At 70.8% G+C, this 3,629-nt stretch carries 4 protein-coding genes; all 4 read right to left on the bottom strand.

Annotated elements, in window-relative coordinates; genetic code table 11:
• Positions 1-1,253 (bottom strand): purine-cytosine permease family protein (locus ACQKIP_RS42780; protein ID WP_427745482.1); only part of this gene is annotated, 1,253 nt, incomplete at its 3' end.
• Positions 1,250-1,939, bottom strand: coding sequence for a thiaminase II (gene tenA, locus ACQKIP_RS42775; protein WP_365863461.1), 690 nt, complete (start codon positions 1,937-1,939; stop codon positions 1,250-1,252). The genes ACQKIP_RS42780 and tenA, both read right to left, overlap by 4 nt.
• A 5-nt stretch (positions 1,940-1,944) precedes the next feature.
• On the bottom strand, positions 1,945-2,778 hold the full coding sequence (gene thiD, locus ACQKIP_RS42770) for a bifunctional hydroxymethylpyrimidine kinase/phosphomethylpyrimidine kinase (protein ID WP_365863459.1): 834 nt from the start codon (positions 2,776-2,778) through the stop codon (positions 1,945-1,947).
• Positions 2,775-3,416, bottom strand: coding sequence for a thiamine phosphate synthase (gene thiE / locus ACQKIP_RS42765; protein ID WP_365863457.1), 642 nt, complete (start codon positions 3,414-3,416; stop codon positions 2,775-2,777). Before thiE ends, thiD begins: the two co-directional genes overlap by 4 nt.
• Positions 3,417-3,629 lie beyond the last annotated feature (213 nt).

Here is a 3,629-nt window from a genome sequence, read left to right as displayed (position 1 = left end):
CAGGCCCACGCGTCGGACCAGCCGGCGATGTTCGTGGGGGCGATCAGCTGATAGGCGGCGAAGCCCAGGGCCCAGGGCACCAGCATGACCCAGCGGGTGGGGGCCTGTTCGGAGACGTCCCAGGTGCGGTGGCCGCCCAGGACGAAGAAGTCCACGACCAGGACGGCGAACATCGGGATGAAGACCGCGCCGATCAGGTAGAGGAAGCTGGCGTAGCTGTCCATGTTCACCAGGAGTGCCAGGGTGGTGGCCAGGGTGCCGCTGATCAGGCACAGGATGCGGCGGTCCGCCCGGGGGAGCAGGTTTTGGGCGGACACGGCGGTGGAGTAGACATTGGCGAAGGACTGGTCGACCTCGCGCAGCACCAGGACACCGAAGCAGATCACGCCGACGCTGGTGGCGGTGAAGGGGTCGAAGACCTTGTAGGGGTCGGTGCTGTCGAAGGCGATCATCGCGAGGGCGGCCACGCCGAGGACCGAGCCCGCGACGCCCGCGAGGGTCTGGCCGACGACCAGGCCGCCGAATGCCGCCTTCTCGCTGCGGGAGTGGCGTGCGTAGTCGGCGACCAGCGGCAGCCAGGAGATGGACACGGCGATCACGCTGTCGGCGGCGAACCAGAAGTCCTTCCAGGAGCCGCCCTCCATCGGGATGCCGCGCCCGGCCAGGTCCCAGCCCAGGTAGCAGATGGCCAGGACGACGGCGATGGTGACGTAGCGGCGGATGAGGCGCAGGGCGCCGAGCGGGCGCAGCGTGAGCGCGGTCGTCACCGCGCCCGCGAGGAGCACGTACAGCCAGCCGGGGCCCGGTTCGCCGAAGGCCTGGCGGGAGAGGATCTTCAGGCCGGTGGAGATGACCACGAGTTCGAAGACGGCCCAGCCGACCATCTGCAGTACGTTGAGGATGGTGGGCAGGTAGGAGGCCTTTGCGCCGAACAGGCCGCGCAGCAGCACCATCGAGGGTGCTCCGGTGCGGGCGCCGGTGATGGCGGCCAGGCCCAGGGCGAGGGTGCCGATCTGGGTGCCGACGACGGACGCGGTGACGGCGGCGGCGAACGACAGGGTCGGGCTGCCGGTGCCCAGCGGGTCCAGGACGACCAGCATGCCGCTGAAGCCGAGCAGGCTGACCCCCAGATTGGCCCAGAAGGTGCCTTGGTCCAGGGCGCTGAGGACCTTGGGGGTGGGCTGGTCGAGGGTGAGCGGCGCCTCGTTCGCCGGGGCCGGTGTCGTGCTGGCGGCATCGGTGGTGGTGGTCACTTGGCCTGCTCCGACACCGGGGCGGCAGCGGCGCCGAACGGCCAGGTCTCCACGCGCCAGGCGGCGTCCCAGAACATCCACTCCCAGGTGGAGGCGGTGGTGAAGACCGTACGCATCCGGTCGCGGGTGGCCGGGTCGGCCTGGTCCGCGAGCCGGTTGACGATCTGTCGGGCGTGTTCGGTGGCGGCTTCGAATTCCTCGTCGGCGTACGTGGCAATCCAGTCGCCGTAGGGATGGGCGGCGAGGTCGCCGGCCTGCTCCAGGAGCCCCCGGCCTACCTCGGCGTAGATCCAGAAGCAGGGCAGGACCGCCGCGGCCAGCTCCGGGTAACCCTGGGTGTGCGCCACGGAGAGCAGGTAGGAGGTGTATCCGGTGCAGGTGGGGGAGGGCGTCCAGGCATCGACGTCGACGACATTGCCCTGGTGCAGGGAGCTTTCGACAACGACGGCGTCGTGGGCGGACTTCGCGAAGAACGCGATGTCCTGCGGCCGGTCGGCCTTTGCGGCGGCGCTGGCCAGCGCACGGGCGTAGCCGCGCAGGTACAGGGCGTCCTGGGCCAGGTAGTAGACGAACTTCTCCCGCTCCAGGGTGCCGTCGCCGAGACCGGTCACGAACGGCAGCTTGTCGATGGCCGCGCGTATCTCGGCCGTGGACGTCCACAGCTCGTCGCAGAACGTCGTGGTCATGGTGATCAGCTCCAGTACTGGTGGAAGTGGTGGACGGGGCCGTGGCCGTGGCCGACGTGCAGGGTGTCGGCCGCGCGCAGGGCCCCGGTCAGGTAGTCCTTCGCCGCGCGCACAGCGGTGGTCCAGTCGTTGTGCTGCGGGCGCAGGGCGGCGATCGCGGCGGAGAGGGTGCAGCCGGTGCCGTGGGTGTTGCGTGTGTTCACGCGCGGCGCGGACAGCTCGGTGACGCCCGCGCCCAAGGCACCTGTTGCTCCTGTGGCGTCGGCGAGGATGTCGACGGATTCGGCGTCGTGCGTGTGGTGGCCGCCCTTGAGCAGCACACGCCGGGCACCGGCTCGCAGCAGTGCGCGCGCCTGCTCGACGGCGTCGGTGCGGTTCGTTGCGGCGGCGGTGCCCAAAAGGTCGCCGGCCTCGGGGAGGTTGGGGGTGATGAGGTCGGCCAGAGGCAGCAGACGCTCGCGCAGCACGCTCACCGCATCGGCCTCCAGGAGGCGGTGACCGCTGGTCGAGACCATCACCGGGTCCAGGACGACATTGCGGGGACGGTGGCGCTCCAGAGCGTCCGCGACGGCTGCGGCGATGGCGGCGTCGGCCAGCATTCCGATCTTGACGGCGTCCACCCGGACATCGGCGAACAGCGTGTCGAGCTGCTCGGTGACGAACGCCGGAGGAACGGCATGGATGCCGCTGACACCTTGGGTGTTCTGCGCGGTCAGGGCGGTCAGCACGGCTGTTCCGTAGGCGCCGTTGGCGGAAAACGCCTTCAAGTCGGCCTGGATCCCGGCGCCGCCGGAGGGGTCGCTGGCGGCGATGGTCAGGGCGATGGGCGGGCTGCTCACGCGGGGATCTCCTGTCGCAGGATACGGATGAGGGAACGCGCTGCGGCCTCGGGATCGGGCTGCCCGCAGACCGCGCTGACGACAGCGATCCCGTCCGCACCGCTTGCTTGGACCGCGGCGGCCCGGGACACGCCGATCCCGCCGATGGCCACGCACGGCAGCGGACTGGCCCGGACGATGCGGGCCAGACCGTCCAGGCCGAGCGGGGTGTCCGCGTCCGGCTTGGTGGACTGCGCGAACACCGGACCGACACCGAGGTGGTCGACGCCATCGGGTACGTGCGCCAGCTGTTCGGGTCGGCTGACGGACAGGCCGACATATGCACGGGGACCCAGCCGGCGCCGGGCAATCGTGGGGGAGAGGTCTTGCTGCCCCAGATGGACGCCGTCCGCGCCCAGCCGGACCGCCACATCCACGCGATTGTTGACGATCAAGGGGACGCCGGTGCCCGCGAGTTCGGCCTGGACCGTCTGGCCCAGCGCGTACAGCGTGCGATCGTCCGCGTCCGGATCGCGCAACTGGACAGCGCTGACACCGCCCTTGACGGCGGCCGCCACGGTGGCCGCGACGCCACGGTCGCCGCAGAGCCGGGTGTCGGTGACGAGGTAGAGGGAGAGGTCAAGTGGTGGTCGTCGCATGGGTTGCTCCTTGGGATCTCCCGGCCGGGAACGGCGGGGAAACGCATCGGGAGGTACAGGGGAAGGAAGGGACCTGACGTGCAGGAAGCGTGAGCTGTCCGCAAGGGCGCGGGTGGGAGTCGGCGGGGACCGGCAGACGTGGCGGCGGGGACCGCACCCAAGGGCGGGCGGGGAATCGTCCCGCAGCCGGTGCCCGGGCCCCCTGCTCACTGC

Source organism: Streptomyces sp. NPDC059900, assembly GCF_050270335.1.
Classification (GTDB): domain Bacteria; phylum Actinomycetota; class Actinomycetes; order Streptomycetales; family Streptomycetaceae; genus Streptomyces.
Note: the sequence above shows the minus strand (reverse complement) of the source record. Positions and strands in the feature narration are given on the sequence as shown.

Coding starts and splice junctions, on each gene's coding strand:
- tenA (WP_365863461.1), bottom strand. CDS start 1,939: ATGACCACGACGTTCTGCGACGAGCTGTGGACGTCCACGGCCGAGATA.
- thiE (WP_365863457.1), bottom strand. CDS start 3,416: ATGCGACGACCACCACTTGACCTCTCCCTCTACCTCGTCACCGACACC.